This is a genomic window from Delftia sp. WSY_16 (assembly GCF_043104415.1).
In the GTDB taxonomy this organism is placed as follows: domain Bacteria; phylum Pseudomonadota; class Gammaproteobacteria; order Burkholderiales; family Burkholderiaceae_C; genus Comamonas; species Comamonas tsuruhatensis.
On sequence record NZ_JBICKS010000005.1, the window covers coordinates 158,297 to 175,975 of the forward strand.

General features: G+C 67.0%; 14 protein-coding genes and 1 tRNA gene. 7 read left to right on the forward strand and 8 right to left on the reverse strand.

The annotated features are described in order from the left end of the window. Window positions 1-118: 118 nt before the first annotated feature. From serB to mfd, 3 genes are all read right to left on the reverse strand, one after another. Window positions 119-832, reverse strand: coding sequence for a phosphoserine phosphatase SerB (gene serB / locus ACF8O7_RS03875; protein WP_016445267.1), 714 nt, complete (start codon window positions 830-832; stop codon window positions 119-121). Window positions 833-967: 135 nt separating this feature from the next. Then, window positions 968-1,633 (reverse strand): hypothetical protein, encoded by a 666-nt coding sequence (locus tag ACF8O7_RS03880; protein WP_034363124.1) that lies wholly within the window; start codon window positions 1,631-1,633, stop codon window positions 968-970. Window positions 1,634-1,650: 17 nt separating this feature from the next. After that, the gene (gene mfd / locus ACF8O7_RS03885; protein ID WP_280047841.1) at window positions 1,651-5,145 is read right to left on the reverse strand and encodes a transcription-repair coupling factor; all 3,495 of its coding nucleotides are present in this window, start codon (window positions 5,143-5,145) and stop codon (window positions 1,651-1,653) included. A 161-nt stretch (window positions 5,146-5,306) separates the two neighbouring features. Between mfd and ispD the strand changes: the two genes are divergently transcribed. Both ispD and ispF read left to right on the forward strand, forming a co-directional pair. After that, window positions 5,307-6,137 (forward strand): 2-C-methyl-D-erythritol 4-phosphate cytidylyltransferase, encoded by an 831-nt coding sequence (ispD, locus tag ACF8O7_RS03890; RefSeq protein ID WP_267178681.1) that lies wholly within the window; start codon window positions 5,307-5,309, stop codon window positions 6,135-6,137. 16 nt (window positions 6,138-6,153) lie between these two features. Beyond that, complete coding sequence (ispF, locus tag ACF8O7_RS03895; RefSeq protein ID WP_013803157.1) at window positions 6,154-6,633, forward strand: 2-C-methyl-D-erythritol 2,4-cyclodiphosphate synthase; 480 nt, start codon at window positions 6,154-6,156, stop codon at window positions 6,631-6,633. Window positions 6,634-6,735: 102 nt separating this feature from the next. Here the strand turns inward: ispF and ACF8O7_RS03900 are convergent, their stop codons facing one another. Continuing rightward, on the reverse strand, window positions 6,736-8,238 hold the full coding sequence (locus tag ACF8O7_RS03900; protein WP_012204699.1) for an ATP-binding protein: 1,503 nt from the start codon (window positions 8,236-8,238) through the stop codon (window positions 6,736-6,738). A gap of 242 nt (window positions 8,239-8,480) precedes the next feature. Then, window positions 8,481-9,218, reverse strand: a complete 738-nt coding sequence (gene ompR / locus ACF8O7_RS03905; RefSeq protein WP_017404718.1) for a two-component system response regulator OmpR — start codon at window positions 9,216-9,218, stop codon at window positions 8,481-8,483. 305 nt (window positions 9,219-9,523) lie between these two features. On the opposite strand from ompR, the gene ACF8O7_RS03910 reads away from it, so the two are divergent. Next, window positions 9,524-10,270 (forward strand): SIMPL domain-containing protein, encoded by a 747-nt coding sequence (locus ACF8O7_RS03910; protein WP_074923012.1) that lies wholly within the window; start codon window positions 9,524-9,526, stop codon window positions 10,268-10,270. A gap of 73 nt (window positions 10,271-10,343) precedes the next feature. Here the strand turns inward: ACF8O7_RS03910 and ACF8O7_RS03915 are convergent, their stop codons facing one another. Next, window positions 10,344-11,138 carry a 3-hydroxybutyrate dehydrogenase gene (locus tag ACF8O7_RS03915; RefSeq protein WP_016445272.1) on the reverse strand — a complete coding sequence of 265 codons (795 nt, stop codon included), beginning with the start codon at window positions 11,136-11,138 and terminating at the stop codon, window positions 10,344-10,346. 69 nt (window positions 11,139-11,207) lie between these two features. On the opposite strand from ACF8O7_RS03915, the gene ACF8O7_RS03920 reads away from it, so the two are divergent. From ACF8O7_RS03920 to ACF8O7_RS03930, 3 genes are all read left to right on the forward strand, one after another. Next, window positions 11,208-12,215 (forward strand): alpha/beta fold hydrolase, encoded by a 1,008-nt coding sequence (locus ACF8O7_RS03920; protein ID WP_392442597.1) that lies wholly within the window; start codon window positions 11,208-11,210, stop codon window positions 12,213-12,215. Then, on the forward strand, window positions 12,212-14,461 hold the full coding sequence (locus ACF8O7_RS03925; protein WP_016453022.1) for a bifunctional (p)ppGpp synthetase/guanosine-3',5'-bis(diphosphate) 3'-pyrophosphohydrolase: 2,250 nt from the start codon (window positions 12,212-12,214) through the stop codon (window positions 14,459-14,461). The genes ACF8O7_RS03920 and ACF8O7_RS03925 overlap by 4 nt, the downstream gene beginning before the upstream one ends. Window positions 14,462-14,528: 67 nt before the next feature. Next, window positions 14,529-14,605 (forward strand) — tRNA-Val (locus tag ACF8O7_RS03930). A 146-nt stretch (window positions 14,606-14,751) separates the two neighbouring features. On the opposite strand, the gene speG is transcribed toward ACF8O7_RS03930, so the two are convergent. Both speG and ACF8O7_RS03940 read right to left on the reverse strand, forming a co-directional pair. Next, on the reverse strand, window positions 14,752-15,282 hold the full coding sequence (gene speG, locus ACF8O7_RS03935) for a spermidine N1-acetyltransferase (RefSeq protein WP_016445275.1): 531 nt from the start codon (window positions 15,280-15,282) through the stop codon (window positions 14,752-14,754). 4 nt (window positions 15,283-15,286) lie between these two features. Next, complete coding sequence (locus tag ACF8O7_RS03940; protein WP_160852597.1) at window positions 15,287-15,967, reverse strand: TetR/AcrR family transcriptional regulator; 681 nt, start codon at window positions 15,965-15,967, stop codon at window positions 15,287-15,289. A 325-nt stretch (window positions 15,968-16,292) separates the two neighbouring features. Here ACF8O7_RS03940 and ACF8O7_RS03945 point away from each other — a divergent pair, with 325 nt between their 5' ends. Further along, window positions 16,293-17,660: an NAD(P)-dependent oxidoreductase gene (locus tag ACF8O7_RS03945; RefSeq protein WP_392442409.1), complete on the forward strand. Its 1,368-nt coding sequence runs from the start codon at window positions 16,293-16,295 to the stop codon at window positions 17,658-17,660. Window positions 17,661-17,679 lie beyond the last annotated feature (19 nt).

Sequence of the window (17,679 nt, forward strand, 5' to 3'; positions counted from 1 at the left end):
GCTGCGTCAAGCATTGTAGAAAAGACCGGGGCCTGCCGGAAAAGCAAGCCCACAAAACATTCTCAGCTATTGATTGCGGAGCAGTGCAGCGGCCTGCGCCAGCCCCCGCCGCCGGTTTTCAGCGCAGCACTTCCAGCAGGCGGTCCAGGCCGCCTTCGGTGATGGAGACCTTGGCCTCGTTGCGCACGCGCGGCTTGGCGTGGTAGGCCACGGACAGGCCTGCGACCTGCATCATGGGAATGTCGTTGCTGCCGTCGCCCACGGCGATGCACTGGTCGGGGCGAATGCCCAGCAGCGAGGCGACTTCCAGCAGCGTGCGGCGCTTTTCGGCGCCATCGCAGATGTCGCCCCAAGGCTGCTCGATCAGGCCGCCGGTCAGCGCGCCATCGCGCATCTCCAGCACGTTGGCACGCACGAAGTCGATGCCCAGCATGCCGCGCACGTGCTCGGCAAAGTAGGTGAAGCCGCCCGAGACCAGCAGCACCTTCAGGCCGGCAGCCTGCGCTGCGCGCACCAGGGTTTCGGCGCCCGGGGAGAGCTTCAGGCGCTCGGCCAGCACGCGGGCCATGTCGGCCTCGGTCACGCCGACGAGCTTGCCCACGCGCTGGCGCAGGCTGTCCTTGAAGTCGGTGATCTCGCCGCGCATGGTGGCTTCGGTGATGGCCGCGACCTCGGCCTTCTTGCCGGTGGCGTCGGCGATCTCGTCGATGCATTCGATGGTGATCAGCGTCGAGTCCATGTCGAACGCGATGAGCTTGTAGTCGGCCAGCTTCAGTGGCGGCTGGATGCCGCGGATCAGCAGTCCGGGCGCGAATTCGGTGACATCGGTCATGGGTGGGGCAGCAAAAAGGGACGGGCCGCCGGGCTGGCGGGTATCAGGCGCGAATCATATCCAGAGCCAGGGCCGCGCGGCGCAGTCACTGGCCTTGGCACTGCGGCGCGCCACGGCTTGTGCCTGGATGCGCCCTCAGGGCGCGGGCGGGCGGCGCAGGTAGATGGCGTCCGACCAGGTGGCCAGCCATTGGGGACGGAACACCACGAAGATGGCCGTCACCATGCCGGTGACCACGGCATCGCCCCAGGCCATGAGCCAGCGCGCAATGCGCGACAGGTCCTCGTTGACACCGGGAAGCGAGTGGCCTGCGGCCTGCGCCAGCAGGGCCGAGATGAAGACGCACAGCACCGTGCCCGCAAAGCCGCGCGCGAGGATGTAGACAAAGATCTGGTGCGGCAGCCAGCGCCGCAGCGCCGCACCCCAGAGCATGGCCAGCGTGGCGGGCACGATGCCCTGCCAGACCGAGATGCCCAGCGCATCTCCCCAGCCCAGGGCCGGCGACAGCAGGGCCGCCAGCCCGCCCACGACGAGCAGCAGCGGCACGGACAGCGGCCAGCCCAGCATGAGCACCACCAGCGGCGCCGAGGACCACTGCAGTTGCAGCGGCATGCGGTGCAGCGTGGGCAGGGCCCAGATCCAGGGCAGCAGCACGAGCACGCCCAGCAGCGGCGTGACCAGGGGCGAGGCCATGCGGTCCAGCGGCCCGCCCGGGCCCGGGCGGCCGGCCAGCATGCGCCAGGGGCGCAGCCACAGCGCGGCGGCCAGGGCCAGCAGGGCGATGCTCGCTTCGAGGAACATGGCTAGGACAACCCCTTCTATGCGGGCTGGGCCGCCTTTGCCTCCACCAGCGGCTGGCCCAGGCTGCGCAGCACGTCGCGCACCATCTGGGCGCGGTCCTTGGGGTTGTCCAGGGCGCGCTCTATGCGCAGCTTCTCGTTGCCGGCCAGCTTGATGTGCTTGTTCTTCTGGATGAGGTGGATGATGGCCATCGGGTCCACCGGCGGCTGGGGCTTGAAGGTGATGTTGATCACGCCGGGCGCCGCATCGACCTTGACCACGCCGTAGGGCTGGGACAGCACGCGCAGGCGGTGCACGTCGATCAGCGTCTGCGCCTGGGGCGGCAGCTTGCCGAAGCGGTCCACGATTTCTTCGAGCAGGGTGTCGATCTGGTCGCTGGTGCGGGCCGTGGCCAGTTTCTTGTAGAAGGACAGGCGCAGGTGCACGTCGCCGCAGTAGTCGCCCGGCAGCAAGGCCGGCGCGTGCAGGTTGATGTCGGTGGAGGCCGACAGCGGGCTGAGCAGATCGGGCTCCTTGCCGGCCTTGAGGCTGCGCACGGCCTCGGACAGCATCTCGTTGTAGAGCTGGAAGCCCACCTCCATCATGTTGCCGCTCTGGTTCTCGCCCAGCACCTCGCCGGCGCCGCGGATCTCCAGGTCGTGCATGGCCAGGTAGAAGCCCGAGCCCAGTTCCTCCATCTGCTGGATGGCCTCCAGCCGCTGCTGGGCCTGCTTGGTCAGGCTGTCCAGGTCGGGCACCATCAGGTAGGCATAGGCTTGGTGGTGGCTGCGGCCCACGCGGCCGCGCAGCTGGTGCAGCTGGGCCAGGCCGAACTTGTCGGCGCGGCTGATGAGGATGGTGTTGGCGCTGGGCACGTCGATGCCGGTCTCGATGATGGTCGAGCACAGCAATATGTTGTAGCGCTGGGCCACGAAGTCGCGCATCACGCGTTCGAGCTCGCGCTCGGGCATCTGGCCATGGGCCACGGCGATGCGGGCCTCGGGCAGGATTTCCTCGAGCTTTTGCTTGCGGTTCTCGATGGTCTCGACCTCGTTGTGCAGGAAGTAGCACTGGCCGCCGCGCTTGAGCTCGCGCAGCACGGCCTCGCGGATCACGCCCGTGCCCTCGTTGCGCACAAAGGTCTTGATGGCCAGGCGCCGCTGGGGCGCGGTGGCGATGACGGACAGGTCGCGCAGGCCTTCCAGCGCCATGCCCATGGTGCGCGGGATGGGCGTGGCCGTCAGCGTGAGCACGTCCACCTCGGCGCGCATGGCCTTCATGGCTTCCTTGTGGCGCACGCCGAAGCGGTGCTCCTCGTCGATGATCAGCAGGCCCAGGTTCTTGAACTGCGTGGACTCGGACAGCAGCTTGTGCGTGCCCACGACGATGTCCACCGAGCCGTCGGCAATGCCCTTGACGGCCGCCGTGATCTCCTTGCCCGAGCGAAAGCGCGAGACTTCGGCCACCTTGATCGGCCACTTGGAGAAGCGGTCCACCAGGGTCTGGTAATGCTGCTCGGCCAGCAGCGTGGTGGGCGCGAGAAAGGCCACCTGCTTGCCGCCCGTGATGGCCACGAAGGCCGCGCGCAGCGCCACCTCGGTCTTGCCGAAGCCCACGTCGCCGCAGACCAGGCGGTCCATGGGCTGGGGGCTGATCATGTCCTGGATCACGGCGTGGATGGCGGCGCGCTGGTCCGCTGTTTCCTCGAAGCCGAAGTCGTTGGCGAATTGCTCGTAGTCCTGGGGCGAGTAGCGGAAGGCATGGCCCTGGCGTGCGGCGCGGCGTGCGTAGATGTTCAGCAGCTCGGCCGCGGAGTCGCGCACCTGCTCGGCCGCCTTGCGCTTGGCCTTTTCCCACTGCGTGCCGCCGAGCTTGTGCAGCGGCGCGTCCTCGGGTGAGACGCCCGTGTAGCGGCTGATCAGCTGCAACTGGCTGACGGGCACGTAGAGCACGACGTTGCCAGCGTACTCCAGGTGCAGGAATTCCTGCACGGCCGGCGTGCCGTCGGGGTTCTTCTGGCCCATGTCCATGTGGACCAGGCCCTGGTAGCGGCCGATGCCGTGGTCCGAGTGCACCACGGGGTCGCCCACCTTGAGTTCGGACAGGTCCTTGATCAGCGCCTCCACATCGCTGACCTGCTCCTGCCGGCGGCGCCTGCGGCCCGTGGGGCTGGTGGCGAACAGCTCCGTCTCGGTGACGAAGTCCAGGCCTTCCTCCACCCAGGCAAAGCCGTTCATCAGCCCGGCCGTGGCAATGCCCACCTTCTCACCCGCATCGCCCTGGAACTCGGCCAGCGAGTCGAAGACCGGCGGGTTCACGCCCGAGGCGCGGAAGAAGTCCAGCAGGCTTTCGCGCCGGCCATCGGACTCGGCCAGCAGCAGAATGCGGTGGGCGCTGGCGGCAATGTGCTTTTGCAGGCGCGCCAGCGGGTCTTCCGCGCCGCGCACCACGGACAGGTCCTCCAGCTTCTGGAAGATGGCGCTGTCTGCCACGTCCTCGGTGCCTGGGCGCAGCGCGAGCTGGGCGTGCTCCTTGGCGCGCGTGTAGAACTGGTCGGCGGACAGGAACAGCACCTCGGGCGGCAGGGCCGGGCGCTCGGGGTCGCCCTGCACCAGTCGGAAGCGCTCCTTGGTGTCCTGCCAAAAGCGCTGGAAGGCCGGCTCCAGGTCGCCATGCATCACCACGGTGGCATCGGCGCCCAGGTAGTCGAACACGGTGGCCGTTTCGTCGAAGAACAGCGGCAGGTAGTACTCGATGCCGGCCGTGGCAATGCCCTGACCCATGTCCTTGTAGATGCGGCTGCGCGTGGGATCGCCCTCCAGCAGCTCGCGCCAGCGCTGGCGGAACTTGGCGCGCGCGTCCTCGTCCATGGGGAACTCGCGGCCGGGCAGCAGGCGCACCTCGGGCACGGGGTAGAGGCTGCGCTGGGTGTCGGGATCGAAGGTGCGGATGGAGTCGATCTCGTCGTCGAACAGATCCACGCGGTAGGGCTGCAGCGAGCCCATCGGGAACAGGTCGATCAGGCCGCCGCGCACCGCGTACTCGCCGTGGCTGACCACCTGGGAGACATGCTGGTAGCCGGCCAGCGTCAGCTGGGCCTTGAGTTTGGCCTCGTCCAGCTTCTGGCCGCTCTTGAACTCGAAGGTGTAGCCGGCCAGGAAGGAGGGCGGCGCCAGTCGGTACAGCGCGGTGGTGGCGGGCACCAGCACCACGTCGGCGCCATGCTCCTTGTCGCGCTGGTTGATGCGCCACAGCGTGGCCAGGCGCTCGCTGATCAGGTCCTGGTGGGGAGAGAAGCTGTCGTAGGGCAGGGTCTCCCAGTCGGGGAACAGCGCGCAGCGCAGGCCCGGGGCGAAGAAGGCCATCTCGTCGATCAGCCGCTGGGCATCCGAGGCGTCGGCCGTGACGATGGCTATCACCCGGCCTGCCGCCTTCTCGCGCTCGCCCAGGCGGGCCAGCAGCAGGGCGTCGGCGCTGCCCACGGGGCGGGGCAGGGTGAAGCGTTTTCCGGGAGTGAGCTTGGGCAGTTCCATGGTGCTTGGACGTGGGCGCCGCAGCGCCTGGGCGAAGTAACGACAAAACCCCTCGGCACGCGCAGAGGGGTATCGAAGCATTTTAGCCAGCACGCATGGCGGCCATGCAGGCATGCCCGCATGGCCATGGCGGCACATGGCCGTCACTACAATGCGCCACCATGACAGATCTGCTTGCGGCGGCTGCGCCCGCATCCCTGGAGCCGGCCCGCCTGTGGGCCTTGATCCCCTGCGCGGGCACGGGCTCGCGCGCCATCGCGCCCGATGCGCCTGCGCCTGAACTGCCCAAGCAATACCACCTGGTGGCCGGTGCGCCCATGGTGGCGCACACGCTGGCCGCCTTTGCGGGTGCAGCGCGCGTGCACCACACGCTGGTGGTGATCGCGCCTGGCGATGATTTCTGGCGCCAGGGCCTGCCGGGCCCCTCGCCCACGCGCTACTCCACGGCGGCATGCGGAGGCGCCACGCGGGCCGAATCCGTGACCAACGGCCTGAAGGAGCTGCTGGCGCGCGGTGCGGGCGCGCACGACTGGGTGCTGGTGCACGATGCCGCACGCTGCCTGGTGACGCCCGCGCTCATCGATGCCCTGATCGACGCCTGCGAGCACGATGCCGTGGGCGGCCTGCTGGCGCACAAGCTGCCCGACACGCTCAAGACGGCCGTGGCCGGGCCCAGCGGGGTGCGCGTGGCGGGCACGGTGGACCGCAGCGACAAATGGCTGGCGCAGACGCCGCAGATGTTCCGCATCGCGCCGCTGCTCGATGCGCTGCAGCACGCCGGCTCGGCCGTGACCGACGAGGCCAGTGCCATGGAGGCCGTGGGCCAGCGCCCGCGCCTGGTGCCCGGCGGCGCGCAGAATTTCAAGGTCACCTATCCGGACGATTTCGCGCTGGCCGCCGCCGTGCTGTCGCAGCGCGAGCGCAGCACCACGCTGGAGCGATACCGGGGCCAGCGCGACCATCCGCAGGCGTCGGGCAATCCATTTTTCTGAACCTGGAATGTTTCACATGAATTTTCGTATTGGCGAGGGCTGGGACGTACATGCCCTGGTGCCCGGGCGCAAGCTGATCCTGGGCGGCATCGAGGTGCCGCACGAACTGGGGCTGCTGGGCCATTCCGATGCCGACGTGCTGCTGCACGCCATCACCGACGCGCTGCTGGGCGGCGCGGCGCTGGGCGACATCGGCCGGCATTTCCCCGACACCGACCCCGAATTCCGTGGCGCCGATTCGCTGGTGCTGCTGGTGGAAGCGGCGCGCCGCGTGCGCGCCACGGGGCTGGAGATCGGCAACATCGACAGCACCATCATTGCCCAGGCCCCCAAGCTGGCGCCGCACATTCCTGCCATGCGCGAGCGCATCGCCACGGCGCTGGGGCTGGCGCTGGACCAGGTCAACGTCAAGGCCAAGACGGCCGAAAAGCTTGGCCCCGTGGGCCAGCAGCAGGCCATGGAAGCGCGCGCTGCCGCCTTGCTGTTCCGCGCCTGACCAGCGGGGTGCCATCCCCATGCAAAAGGCCCCGGCGATCGGTCAACGATCGCCGGGGCCTTTGTATCTGCCGAACGTATCTGCCGAACGCGCGCTGCGGGCTCAGTCCTCGCCGTCCAGGGCGCCGTCCTGCGCACGCGGGGGCAGCTGGCGCTTGATCTGCGGGCGCTGCAGACGCTGCTCGGGCTCGGCACCCTTGGCCACGCCCGAGGCACGCTGCAACTGCACATGGGCAACCAGCCCGCCCGTGGAGGAGTTGGACAGCGCAAACACGCCGCCCATGCGCTGCACCGTCTTGTCCACGATGGACAGGCCCAGGCCCGCGCCCGCTGCGGCCGTGCGCGCGGAGTCGCCACGGAAGAAGGGCTGGGTCAGGCTGGCGAGCTGCTCGGGCGGCACGCCACGGCCATGGTCGCGGATGCGGATCACCACCCAGCTTTCGCGTTCCGATGCCGTCACATCCACGTGGGTGGTTTCGGTCTCGGGCGTCTTGCCGTAGCGGCGTGCGTTCTCGAACAGGTTGGAGATCACGCGCGCTAGTTCCACCTCGTCGGCCAGCACATAGACGCCTTCGGGCACGGCCATGCTGATCTGCAGCTCGCGGTGGTCCTGCACCGCATAGACGCAGGAGGACACCACGGCATGCAGGTTCACCGGGTTGAGGGTCACATGGTCGGGACGGGCGTAGTCCAGGAATTTGTCGATGGTGGCGTCCAGCTGCACGATGTCGGCCACCATGTGCTCGCGCGCCACGTCGTCCACCACGCTCATCTCGGTCTCCAGCCGCAGGCGGGCGAGCGGCGTGCGCAGGTCGTGGGAGATGCCAGCCAGCATCACCGCACGGTCCTGCTCCAGCTGGGCCAGTTTCTGCGCCATGCGGTTGAAGCCGATGTTGACCTCGCGGATCTCGCTGGTGACGGCTTCCTCGTCCAGCTGGCTGGCGTCGAAGTCGCCATCTCGCACGCGGTTGGCCGCATAGCTCAACTGCTTGAGCGGCCGGTTGATCAGGCGCGCGATGGCTGCCGCCCCCGCCAGGGACAGCAGGCCGGCCGTGATCAGCCAGATCAGCCAGGTGCGCCCGCTGGCCGGCGTGAAGCGCGAGCGGTCCATCAGCAGCCAGGTGCGGTCGCCATTGATGGTGAAGCCCACCCACAGCCCCGGTTCGCCATTGACGCTGCGCGCCACGATGGTGCCGTAGCCCAGGCGGCGCGTGAGCTCCTCGGTCAGGCGCTTGCCCAGCGTGCTCTGGTCCAGCAGCTCGAAGCTGTCGCCAGGCTCGCGCGGCAGAATGCGCACGCCTTCCTGGTCGGCCATGGTCTTGATCAGCGAGACGCGGTTGATGGCATCCGAATGCACCAGGGCCGCGCGGCTGAGGTTGACCAGCGAGGCGATCTGCTGGGCGGTGTGCAGCGTGCGCGGCTCGAATTCGAAGGCGCGCAGCGTCTGCAGCCACGCCAGGATGCTGCCCACCAACAGCAGGGCCAGCAGGCAGAAGGTACGCCAAAAAAGGTTGAGTCCCAGCGGAGAGCGCGCAGTCATGCGCCGCTCGTAGTCGAGCGGCGCAGGGCTGGTGGCGTCATGGGGCGGGACGGTGAAGGAACTCATGGAAGCGGTTCGTCATTCTAGGGGCCGGCTGCGAGATTACGCCTGTGCCGGCCAGCCTGCGTTACCGGTTGTCTCGGGCGACAGGGTGAGGTTTTGGCGCTGCGCATTGTCAACGGCACATAAAACGTTACGGCCCCAACCCAGGGACGCCGAGCAAGAGCCGCCTCGCGGCGAGGGCGTCGTCCCCCTCCCGCGGAGCGAGAGAGGGGGAAGGCGCGCAGCGCCTCAGGGGGTGATGCATTTCAGTTCGCGCCGTCCGGTACGAACACATAGCCGACGCCCCAGACCGTCTGGATATAGCGCGGAGCGGCGGCATCTTCCTCGATCAGCTTGCGCAGGCGCGAGACCTGCACGTCCAGGCTGCGGTCGAAGGGCTCGAATTCGCGGCCACGCGCCAGCAGGGCCAGCTTCTCGCGCGACAGCGGCTGGCGCGGGTGGCGCACCAGGGCCTTGAGCATGGCGAATTCGCCCGTGGTCAGCGGCAGTTCCTCGCCGTTCTTTTGCAGCACGCGCGTGCCCAGGTCGAAGGTGAAGGGGCCGAAGCTCACCACCTCGTTGTCGCCGGAAGGCGCGCCCGGCGCTTCCTGCGGCGGGCGGCGGCGCAGCACGGCATGGATGCGGGCCAGCAGTTCGCGCGGGTTGAAGGGCTTGCCCAGGTAGTCGTCGGCGCCCACTTCCAGGCCCACGATGCGGTCCACATCCTCGCCCTTGGCGGTCAGCATGATGATGGGCGTGCGGTCGTTGGCCGAGCGCAGGCGGCGGCAGATGGACAGGCCATCTTCGCCGGGCATCATCAGGTCAAGCACGATCAGGTCCACCGTTTCGCGCAGCAGGATGCGGTTCAGCGCCTTGCCATCTTCGGCAATCATGATCTCGAAGCCTTCCTGCGTCAGGTAGCGGCGCAGCAGGTCGCGGATGCGCGCATCGTCATCCACCACCAGGATCTTGTCGGTGCGGTTGGTCGTAGTGGCCATGTTCATCCTCGGTCGGTCATTTGTAACAGCCGCCATTGTTACCAGCTTGCGCCGAAAAGTCTGGACAAACCCCCGAAATATTGCCGTGTGTTACAGATGTTGCGTTTAAATTTAGAACGGAAAATGTGTCTTTAGAATATTTAACTATGGGTTTTCCATCCTGATGCATTTATCGTTGCAATAATGTTGTCAATGGAGGAGCCGGCAGGCCTGCTTGGCTCCACACCTGTCACCATCTGGCGGCATGCCGTAGCGAAAGGGCGGCATGCAGTTGTATCCCTGAACTACCTTTCATTTCAAAGGGTGAACGCATGAGCAAGCTTTCCAAACAGCTGTCCCGCCCCTGGGTCAAGTCCGTGGTCGCGGCCACTGCGCTGGCCTGTGCCAGCGGTGCCTGGGCGCAGAACGCCGGCACGGCGCCGGCACAGCCTGCCAACGTGGTGCAGTTGTCTGCAGAAGGCTCGGTGGACGTGGTGCAGGACCTGCTGACCGCCACCTTGTCGGCCACGCGCGAAGGGCGTGATGCCGCCACGGTCCAGTCCCAGCTGCAGAAGGTGGTCGAGGCCGCCATGGCCGTGACCAAGCGCAGCGCCCAGCCGGGCCAGATGGATGTGAGCACCGGCAGCTTCGGCATCTATCCGCGCTATGGCAAGGACAACAAGGTGGAAGGCTGGCAGGGCCGCGCCGAGATTCTTCTGCAGGGCCGCGACTTCGCGCGCATCACGCAGACGGCGGCCCAGGTGCAGGACATGACGCTGTCGCAAGTGGGCTTCGGCCTGTCGCGCGAGGCCCGTGAAAAGGTCGAAGGCGAGGCCCAGGCCAAGGCCATCGAGCAGTTCAAACAGCGTGCCACCACGCTGTCCAAGAGCTTCGGCTTTGCCAACTACAGCCTGCGCGAGGTCAATGTCAGCAGCAGCGACACCTCCGTGCCCATGCCGCGTCCGCGCATGATGGCCATGTCCGCCAAGGCCGCCGGCGCGGAAATGGATGCCGTGTCCGTGGAAGCGGGCAAGGCGCAGGTGATGGTCCACGTGTCGGGCTCGGTGCAGATGTATTGAGCAGGCGTGGGCCGCCCATGAAAAAAGGAGCGCCGTGGCGCTCCTTTTTTGACGTGAACCGGTGCTGGCGCGCTTACTGCGCCGCCCAGCCGCCATCCATGTTCCAGGCCACGCCGCGCACATTGGCTGCGGCGGGCGAGCAGAAGAACACCGCCAGTTCGCCCAGTTCCTCGGGCGTGGTGAACTGCATGGAGGGCTCTTTCTCGCCCAGCAGCAGCTTCTTGGCTTCTTCGTTGCTGATGCCGTGCTGCTCGGCCTTGGCGTCCACCTGCTTTTGCACCAGTGGCGTCAGCACCCAGCCGGGGCAGATGGCGTTGCAGGTGATGCCGGAGGTGGCGTTCTCCAGCGCCGTGACCTTGGTCAGCCCGACAATGCCGTGCTTGGCCGCCACGTAGGCAGACTTCTGCGCCGAACCCACCAGGCCGTGCACCGAGGCCACGTTGATGATCCGGCCCCAGCCCTTGCCGCCATCGGCCGCCTGCATCATGGGCAGGACCAGGCGCGAGGTGTGGAAGGCGCTGGACAGGTTGATGGCGATGATGGCGTCCCAGCGCTCGGGCGGGAAGTCTTCCACGCGCGCCACGTGCTGGATGCCGGCATTGTTCACGAGGATGTCGATCTGGCCGAAATTGCGCACGCTGTACTGGACCATGTCCTCGATGTCCGCCACGCGGCTCATGTCGGCGCCGTGATAGGCGACCTGGGCGCCGGCGGCCTGGCCTGCGGCCAGCACTTCGGCACGGGGGCCGTCCACATCGCCGAAACCGTTGAGCACGATATTGGCGCCCTGGCGGGCCAGCGCCTTCGCGATCCCGAGGCCGATGCCGCTGGTCGAGCCGGTCACGAGGGCGGTCTTGCCTTTCAACATAGAGAGTCTCCGAATGAATGTACGATGCAACACAGCCATTATCGGCGCCGGCTCCGCGAATGCGTTTCCATGAATCATCCTACGCTGAACTACGTATCCTGCCCGGGGGTTGCCGGGCGTGCCTCACCCTGGAGCCGTACTGCCAGCCCGGCTGCTCAAGAGAATGCTTCGCACCGCATGGCTTATTGGGAATGGAATCGCACCGGCGATCCGCACCATCCCCATGTCGTGGTCTGCGTGCACGGCCTTTCGCGCCAGGGGCGTGACTTCGACGCGTTGGCCGATCGGCTCAGCGAACGTGCCCGCGTGATCTGCCCCGACGTGGTCGGGCGTGGCGAAAGCGACTGGCTGCAGGATCCGGCCGCCTACCAGGTGCCTCTTTACGCAGCCGACATGCTGGCCTTGCTGGCCCAGGTGCATGCGCAGGCGCCTGTCGAACAATTGGATTGGGTGGGCACCAGCATGGGCGGGCTGATCGGCATGGCGCTTGCGGGCCAGCCGGGGCTGCCGCTGCCGGCGCCCATCCGCAGGCTGGTGCTCAACGATGTGGGACCTGTCATCGAGTGGTCTGCCCTGGAGCGCATAGGGCAGTACCTGGGCAAGGGCGCGCATTTTGAAAATCTTGAGCAGGCAGCCCATGCGCTGCTCTTGATTTCCGAAGGCTTTGGCCCACATAGCGAAGGGCAATGGTTGCGATTGACGCGACCTATGATGCGGCCGGCCGCCGATGGCGGCCTTGTCCTGCACTATGACCCTCAGATTGCGGTGCCCCTGCAGCACATGACGCGCGAGATGGCCCAGGCCGGCGAAGCGCTGCTGTGGCAACTGTATGACCAGATCAAGGCACGCGTCTTGCTAGTTCGTGGTGCGCAGTCCGATCTGCTGACGGCGGCCACGGCACAGGCCATGGCGCAGCGCGGCCCGAAGGCGCATTGCGTGGAATTTGAAGGGGTGGGGCATGCGCCCACCTTCGTCGCAGCAGGGCAGGTGGCCTTGCTGTGCCGGTTCTTATGGGGAGAAGAGCGCTTGCCAAGCACCATGAATCTTGCCGAGCAGGCCAGGGAGAGTGACGAATGAAGACTGCCAGCAGCGAGGCCGCCGTGCAGGCGCCTTCGCCCGCCGCAGCCGCGCCGGGCCAGGTGCCGTCGGTGCTGCCGCACCTGATCACGGCCACGTCGCAGACCCTGCCCGAACAGGTCAACGCGCTGGCGCGCGCGCGCAGCTTTGCCGAGCCGCTGATCGCCACCGAGACCATGGAGTCCGGTGAGAACACCATGGCCCATGCCGATGCGGTGGCTGCCATCCTCAAGACCATCGGCGGCTCCGAAACCATGCAGGCGGCGATCTATCTGGTGCATGCCAGCGTGCACCTGAATCGCCCGCAGGAAGTGATCGCCAAGGCCTTTGGCGAGAATTTCGCCACCCTGGCCGTGGAAACCAACAAGCTCATGCGCGTGCAGGAGCAGGCGCGCGGTGCAGAGCTGGGCGGCCAGTACCTGGACGATGAGGCCACGCAGACCGAGAACGTGCGCAAGATGCTGCTGGGTTTCTCGCGCGACCTGCGCGTGGTGCTGCTGCGGCTGGCGTCGCGCCTGCAGACGCTGCGCTATTACGCAGCCAGCAAGCGCCCGGTCTCGCCCGGCATTGCGCGCGAGGCGCTGACGGTGTTTGCGCCGCTGGCCAACCGGCTGGGCATCTGGCAGATCAAGTGGGAGCTGGAGGATCTGTCCCTGCGCTTCCTGGAGCCCGAGACCTACCGCGAAGTGGCCCGCCTGCTCGATGAAAAGCGCGTGGAGCGTGAAGCCTATATGGAGCAGATGCGCGCACGGCTGGAGGCCGACCTGCGCGCGCACAGCATCAGCGCCACCGTGCAAGGCAGGCCCAAGCACATCTACAGCATCGTCAAGAAGATGCGAGGCAAGTCGCTGAACTTCGACCAGGTCTTCGACATCCGCGCCATGCGTGTCGTCGTGCCCACGATCAAGGACTGCTACGCCACCCTGTCCTGGGTGCACGAGCAGTTCACGCCCATCGAGGCGGAATTCGACGACTACATCGCCAAGCCCAAGCCCAACGGCTACCAGTCGCTGCACACCGTGGTGCGCGACGAGACGGGCCGCGCCATCGAGATCCAGATCCGCACCCAGGCCATGCACGACCATGCCGAGCACGGCGTGGCCGCCCACTGGGCCTACAAGGAGGCGGGCACCAAGGGATACGCGGGCGTCACCGCCAGCAGCGAGTACGACGCCAAGATCGCCGTGCTGCGCCAGTTGCTGGCCTGGGGCAGCGACCTGGCGGGCGCCCATCATCGCGGCCTGTTCGAGGACCGCATCTACGTGCTCACTCCCGATGCGGCCGTCATCGAGCTGCCGCAGGGCGCAACGCCCGTGGACTTTGCCTACTCGGTGCACACCAGCCTGGGCCACCGCTGCCGCGGCGCGCGCGTGGACGGCGCCATGGTGCCGCTGAACACGCCGCTGCAAAACGGCCAGACCGTGGAGATCACCACGGTCAAGGAGGGGCGCCCCTCGCGCGACTGGCTCAACGCCGACCTCGGCTACCTGACCAGCAACCGGGCCAAGGCCAAGGTGCGTGCCTGGTTCAATGCCCAGGCCACGCACGAGACCGTGGCGCGCGGCCGCGAGGCGGTCGAGAAACTGCTGCAGCGCGAGGGCAAGACGGCCGTCAAGCTGGAGGAGCTGGCCGTTCAGCTCGGCTTCAAATCGGCCGATGCCTTGTTCGAAGTCGTCGGCAAGGATGAATACTCGCTGCGCAACATCGAGACCGTGCTGCGACCGGCCGAGGCGGAGGAGGAAGTCGAGGAATTCTCCCCGGTGCGCAAGGCACGTGGCACGGACTCGCCCAAGGGCGGCGTGCTGGTCGTGGGCGTGGATTCGCTGATGACGCAGCTGGCCAAGTGCTGCAAGCCTGCGCCGCCGGACGACATCCGGGGCTTTGTCACGCGCGGCAAGGGCGTGAGCGTGCACCGCTGCGACTGCTCCAACTTCCGTGAAATGGCAGCGCGCAATTCCGAGCGCGTGATCGACGTGGCCTGGGGCCAGCCCAAGGCGGCGGCCGTGGCCTCGGCCGTCTACCCGGTCGATGTGTCCGTGGAAGCGGCCGACCGGCAGGGCCTGCTGCGCGATATCTCCGAAGTCTTTGCGCGGGAGAAGACGAATGTCATCGGCGTGCAGACCCAATCCGTCAAGGGAACGGCCTGGATGACCTTCACCGTGGAAGTGGCCGATTCCGGTCGCCTCAACAAGGTGCTGGGTATCGTGGCCGCCGTGGCGGGCGTGCGTTCGGCACGGCGGCGCTGAGCCTGTTCGGGTATTTTTGCCGGAGCCCTGGAAAACCCGTGCTAGAATCGCTTTCTCGAACAAACACAGGCGCGTAGCTCAGCTGGTTAGAGCACCACCTTGACATGGTGGGGGTCGTTGGTTCGAGTCCAATCGCGCCTACCAATTTTCCATTGCCAGATGGAATGCAAAAAGCCTTCTGATCACTCAGAAGGCTTTTTTGTTTGGTTTTTTTGTTTGTGCGCCCGGCAACGATGGGGAGACTTGCCGGTCAAGGAGGCGGGCAGGGCCCGCGCTCCTCTGTCAGGAGGTCAGGTGCCGACTCCGGCCTGTGCCTGCAGGTAGTCGTTTTGCAGCAGGTACATGCGGATGGCGTTGCGGTACTGGCCGTTGGCGAAGAACTCGTCGATCAGCACGCCTTCCTGCACGAAGCCTATGCGCGCGTAGATGTGGATGGCCTTCTCGTTCTCCTGGTCCACATGGAGAAAGATTTTGTGCAGGTTGAGCGTCTTGAAGCCATAGTCCAGCGCCAGCCGCGTTGCCTGGGCTGCGATGCCCTGGCCCTGCTGCTCGGGGGCGATGATGATCTGGAACTCGGCGCGCCGGTGGATCAGGTCGATCTCCACCAGCTCGACGAGACCGGCGCGATCGCCCTGGTGCTCGACGATGAAGCGGCGCTCGGTCTGGTCGTGCACGTGCGCGTCGTAGAGCGCGGAAAGCTCGTCGAAGGTCTCGTAAGGCTCCTCGAACCAGTAGCGCATGATGGCGGCATTGTTGTTGAGCAGATGCACGGAGCGCAGATCTTCGCGCTCCAGGGGTCTCAGGCGGATGCTGTGATTCATGCGCTCATTGTGCGAGAGCCGCGGTATCCGGCTGCAGGCCACGGATTACCAGCCGGTAGATCAGATCGGCCGCCGTGTCGTAGTCGTCGGCGGTCAGTTCCGGCCGGCCCAGCAGCAGCGCGAACTGGGCCTGCTGGTCGGCGTAGGCCTGGGTCACGGACCAGAGGATGAACATCAGGTGGGTGAAATCCACGCGGGCAATCTTGCCCTGCGCCACCCAGCGCTCGAAGGCCTGCACGTCGGCTGCCAGTGCCGGGCCTACCTGGCTCGATATGGCCTGCCCGAAGCGGGGCGCGCCGGCCATCACCTCGCGCGTGAAGACACGGGAGCCATGGGGCCGCTCGCGCGAGGACTGCAGCTTGGCCCGGATGTAGATGCGCAAGGCCTCCGCCGGGTCGTCGCCGCGCAGCAGGTCGGACATGCCGGTCAGCCACTGCGTCAGCACATCGCCCAGCACGCGCAGATACAGCTCCTCCTTGCTGGCGAAGTAGTACAGCAGGTTGTGGCGGCTGAGGCCGGCGTCGTGCGCGATCAGTTCCAGCGATGCGCCTTCGAAGCCGTATTGCGCAAAGTGCAGTTCGGCCGTCTGCAGGATGTTCAGCTCCTTGCGCAGCCGTGCAGCGGTGGGCTTGCGCGTGGCCGATCGGGCCTGGGGGGAGGGCGCATTGTCAGAAAGGGTTGCCATTGCGCAGATGGTAAGTGGAGATAAGTGGCGCCATTTTGGTGCGATTGTCTGGCATCTTTCTTGCTGACGACTTTCTGGGTGATTTTACTGATTGGTAAATTTTTTCACCCGCGTAAATTCCGTTCCACCCCCCAGTGCGCCCGACAAGAGGCGTCACTTGCACATGCGAGGACCACGATGAAACCTCCGAAGACTGTGTTGCTGGATCCGGGGCCTTGCAGGAGTTCCTCCTGCGGGCCGCCTTGCGTTGTCCGAGATGGCCCGGCATGGCCCTGCATGCCGTGTCCCCCTTCACGCCCTCAATCCTGACTCTGGAGGATGCACCATGGATAGCCCCTCGCACCGCGCCTGCGGCATTGCCGCCGGCCGCCTGAACCTGGCCGACTACGCGGCCAATTTCTCCGACGCCCACCCCCCGCTGAACCGCGCCCAGGCCCTGATCGAGGCCGAGCGCTGCTACTACTGCTATGACGCGCCGTGCACCACGGCCTGCCCCACCAGCATCGATGTGCCGGCCTTCATCGCCCGCATCGCCCAGGACAACGTCCGTGGCGCGGCGCGCGAGATCCTGACGGCCAACCCGCTGGGTGGCATGTGCTCCCGTGTCTGCCCCACGGAGCAGTTGTGCGAGCAGGCCTGCGTGCGCAACACCCAGGAAGACAAGCCGGTCGAAATTGGTGCACTGCAACGCTATGCGACCGATGCCTTCATGGCCTCCGGTGGTGCACCGCTGTTCCAGCGTGCCGCCGCCACGGGCAGGAAGGTGGCCGTGGTCGGAGCTGGCCCTGCCGGCCTGACATGCGCGCACCAATTGGCGCTGCAGGGCCATGAGGTGGTGCTGTTCGATGCCCGGCCCAAGCTGGGCGGGCTCAATGAATACGGCCTGGCCAGCTACAAGACCCCCGGTGATGTTGCGCAAAAGGAAATCGACTGGCTGCTGTCCGTGGGCGGGATCACGCCGCGCAACAACCAGCGGCTGGGGCGAGATTTCACGCTGGATTCGCTGCTGGCAGAGCATGACGCCGTATTCCTCGGCCTGGGCCTGGCGGGCGTCAATGCGCTGGGCGCGGCCGAGCCGCAGGCCGAAGGCTTGCGCAATGCGGTGGACTTCATTGCCGACATCCGCCAGGCGGCCGACAAATCCACGGTGCCGGTGGGCCGGCGCGTGGTGGTGATCGGCGGCGGCATGACGGCGGTGGATGCGTCCGTGCAGGCCCGGCTGCTGGGGGCCGACGAGGTCACCATGTTCTACCGCCGGGGCAAGGATGCGCTGTCCGCCTCCTGGGTGGAGCAGGAATGGGCGCAGACCCATGGCGTCAACTTGCGGCTGTGGGCCGCGCCCCAGGAGATCCTGGTGCAGGACGGCAAGGTCTGCGGCGTGCGCATGGCCTGCACCCGCATGGAGGGCGACAGGCTGCAGGTGACGCAGGAGGTGTTCGACGTGCCGGCCGACATGGTGCTCAAGGCCATTGGCCAGACCTATGTCGCCACGCCGGCGGGCGCGGCCATTGCCTTGCGTGACGGCCGCATCGACACCGACGACGAAGGCCGCACCAGCGTGCCGCGCGTGTGGGCCGGCGGCGACTGCCGCGCCGGTGGCCAGGACCTGACCGTGCAGGCGGTGGAGCACGGCAAGGTCGCCGCGCGGGCCATGCACCAGGCGCTGACCAGCGCCGTGGCGGCCGGGGTTTGAGCGGCTGTGCCCGCGCTTT

What these genes read in the sequence shown, in the direction of transcription:
- ompR (WP_017404718.1), bottom strand. Translation starts at nt 9,218, where the DNA reads ATGAACATGGCCACTACGACCAACCGCACCGACAAGATCCTGGTGGTG.
- ACF8O7_RS03940 (WP_160852597.1), bottom strand. Translation starts at nt 15,967, where the DNA reads ATGGCAACCCTTTCTGACAATGCGCCCTCCCCCCAGGCCCGATCGGCC.
- ACF8O7_RS03925 (WP_016453022.1), top strand. Translation starts at nt 12,212, where the DNA reads ATGAAGACTGCCAGCAGCGAGGCCGCCGTGCAGGCGCCTTCGCCCGCC.
- ACF8O7_RS03920 (WP_392442597.1), top strand. Translation starts at nt 11,208, where the DNA reads ATGAATCATCCTACGCTGAACTACGTATCCTGCCCGGGGGTTGCCGGG.
- mfd (WP_280047841.1), bottom strand. Translation starts at nt 5,145, where the DNA reads ATGGAACTGCCCAAGCTCACTCCCGGAAAACGCTTCACCCTGCCCCGC.
- ACF8O7_RS03900 (WP_012204699.1), bottom strand. Translation starts at nt 8,238, where the DNA reads ATGAGTTCCTTCACCGTCCCGCCCCATGACGCCACCAGCCCTGCGCCG.
- ispD (WP_267178681.1), top strand. Translation starts at nt 5,307, where the DNA reads ATGACAGATCTGCTTGCGGCGGCTGCGCCCGCATCCCTGGAGCCGGCC.
- speG (WP_016445275.1), bottom strand. Translation starts at nt 15,282, where the DNA reads ATGAATCACAGCATCCGCCTGAGACCCCTGGAGCGCGAAGATCTGCGC.
- ACF8O7_RS03915 (WP_016445272.1), bottom strand. Translation starts at nt 11,138, where the DNA reads ATGTTGAAAGGCAAGACCGCCCTCGTGACCGGCTCGACCAGCGGCATC.
- ACF8O7_RS03910 (WP_074923012.1), top strand. Translation starts at nt 9,524, where the DNA reads ATGAGCAAGCTTTCCAAACAGCTGTCCCGCCCCTGGGTCAAGTCCGTG.
- ACF8O7_RS03880 (WP_034363124.1), bottom strand. Translation starts at nt 1,633, where the DNA reads ATGTTCCTCGAAGCGAGCATCGCCCTGCTGGCCCTGGCCGCCGCGCTG.
- ACF8O7_RS03945 (WP_392442409.1), top strand. Translation starts at nt 16,293, where the DNA reads ATGGATAGCCCCTCGCACCGCGCCTGCGGCATTGCCGCCGGCCGCCTG.
- ispF (WP_013803157.1), top strand. Translation starts at nt 6,154, where the DNA reads ATGAATTTTCGTATTGGCGAGGGCTGGGACGTACATGCCCTGGTGCCC.
- serB (WP_016445267.1), bottom strand. Translation starts at nt 832, where the DNA reads ATGACCGATGTCACCGAATTCGCGCCCGGACTGCTGATCCGCGGCATC.